4 protein-coding genes are annotated in these 1651 nt (G+C 67.2%); all 4 read left to right on the forward strand.

Features of this window, described 5'->3' with window-relative positions; genetic code table 11:
• Window positions 1-38 precede the first annotated feature (38 nt).
• On the forward strand, window positions 39-224 hold the full coding sequence (locus AB0J68_RS32010; protein WP_007465272.1) for a type Z 30S ribosomal protein S14: 186 nt from the start codon (window positions 39-41) through the stop codon (window positions 222-224).
• A 116-nt stretch (window positions 225-340) separates the two neighbouring features.
• Complete coding sequence (gene rpsH, locus AB0J68_RS32015) at window positions 341-748, forward strand: 30S ribosomal protein S8 (RefSeq protein WP_007465270.1); 408 nt, start codon at window positions 341-343, stop codon at window positions 746-748.
• 16 nt (window positions 749-764) lie between these two features.
• Window positions 765-1307 carry a 50S ribosomal protein L6 gene (rplF, locus tag AB0J68_RS32020; protein ID WP_354858653.1) on the forward strand — a complete coding sequence of 181 codons (543 nt, stop codon included), beginning with the start codon at window positions 765-767 and terminating at the stop codon, window positions 1305-1307.
• A gap of 52 nt (window positions 1308-1359) precedes the next feature.
• Window positions 1360-1651, forward strand: a 292-nt coding sequence (locus AB0J68_RS32025; RefSeq protein ID WP_363942605.1) for a 50S ribosomal protein L18, incomplete at its 3' end; no start/stop codon positions are given.

Here is a 1651-nt window from a genome sequence, read left to right on the forward strand (position 1 = left end):
GCTCAAGCTCCTGGGCTTCCCGTTCAAGGAGAACTGAGATGGCCAAGAAGGCGCTGATCATCAAGGCGGCCGCGAAGCCGAAGTTCTCGGTTCGCGCGTACACCCGCTGCCAGCGGTGCGGGCGTCCGAAGGCGGTCTACCGCAAGTTCGGGCTCTGCCGGGTCTGCATCCGGGAGATGGCCCACCGCGGTGAGCTGCCGGGTGTGTCCAAGGCTTCCTGGTAAGGGCGACCGCGTCCCGGCTGTCAGCCGGGAACTCCTGCACCGATTAGGTATTGCTCTTCGCCGTAGGCCCGGGGCTGATGCCCCGGGAACCCCGGCGAGAAAGGCTGACGAAATCCATGACGATGACCGACCCGATCGCAGACATGCTCACGCGTCTGCGTAACGCCAACCAGGCGTACCACGATCAGGTGAAGATGCCCTACTCCAAGATCAAGGCGAACATCGCCGAGGTCCTGAAGGCCGAGGGTTACATCGCCACCTGGTCGGTCGAGGAGCCCGAGGAGGGCGCCGTCGGCAAGCGACTGGTCGTCGAGCTGAAGTACGGCCAGAACCGGGAGCGGAGCCTGGCCGGCATCAAGCGCGTGTCCAAGCCCGGTCTCCGGGTGTACGCCAAGTCGGACGGGCTCCCGCGGGTGCTCGGTGGGCTGGGCGTGGCGATCATTTCGACGTCCCAGGGGCTGCTGACCGACCGGCAGGCCCGCAAGCGGAGTGTTGGCGGGGAAGTCCTCGCCTTCGTCTGGTAACGGGAGACTGGTAGAAATGTCGCGAATTGGACGTAAGTCGATCCCGGTACCAGCCGGCGTCGACATCACGATCGACGGGCAGACCGTCAAGGTCAAGGGCCCGAAGGGCGAGCTCCAGCACACGATCGCCGACCCGATCACGATCGAGCGTGCGGAGGACGGGCAGCTGAACGTCAACCGCCCGAACGACGAGCGCAAGGCCAAGGAGCTGCACGGCCTGAGCCGTACCCTGGTCGCCAACATGATCGTCGGCGTGACCGAGGGCTACCGCAAGAGCCTGGAGATCGCCGGCACCGGTTACCGGGTCACCGCCAAGGGTTCGGACCTCGAGTTCGCGCTCGGGTTCTCGCACCCGGTGGTCGTTCCCGCGCCGGCGGGCATCACCTTCACGGTGGAGCGGCCGACCCTGTTCCACGTGGCCGGCATCGACAAGCAGCAGGTCGGTGAGGTCGCCGCCAACATCCGGAAGATCCGTCCGCCGGAGCCCTACAAGGGCAAGGGCGTGAAGTACCAGGGCGAGGTCATCCGCCGCAAGGCCGGCAAGGCAGGTAAGAAGTAATGGGCGAGGTCATCCGCCCCAGCAACGCGAAGGCTGGAAAGGCAGGTAAGAAGTGAGCGCCACGCTGCTCAAGCGCCGCCGCGGCGTCGCCGCCAAGCGCGCCGTTGGGCGTGCGCGTCGGCACTTCCGCGTCCGCAAGAACGTCAGCGGTACGGCCGAGCGTCCGCGCCTGGTCGTCACCCGTTCGCTGCGGCACATGGTTGCCCAGATCGTCGACGACACCAAGGGCCACACCCTGGCGTCGGCGTCGACCCTGGACTCCTCGCTGCGCGGTACGGAGGGCGACAAGAGCGCCCTCGCCGGCAAGGTGGGCGCCCTGCTCGCCGAGCGGGCCAAGGCCGCCG

Origin of the sequence: Micromonospora sp. NPDC049580 (assembly GCF_040675595.1) — a bacterium.
GTDB lineage: Bacteria > Actinomycetota > Actinomycetes > Mycobacteriales > Micromonosporaceae > Micromonospora.

Bases quoted from the DNA above. Each gene is read 5' to 3' on its own strand.
- rplF (WP_354858653.1), top strand. From the start codon at position 765: ATGTCGCGAATTGGACGTAAGTCGATCCCGGTACCAGCCGGCGTCGAC.
- rpsH (WP_007465270.1), top strand. From the start codon at position 341: ATGACGATGACCGACCCGATCGCAGACATGCTCACGCGTCTGCGTAAC.
- AB0J68_RS32010 (WP_007465272.1), top strand. From the start codon at position 39: ATGGCCAAGAAGGCGCTGATCATCAAGGCGGCCGCGAAGCCGAAGTTC.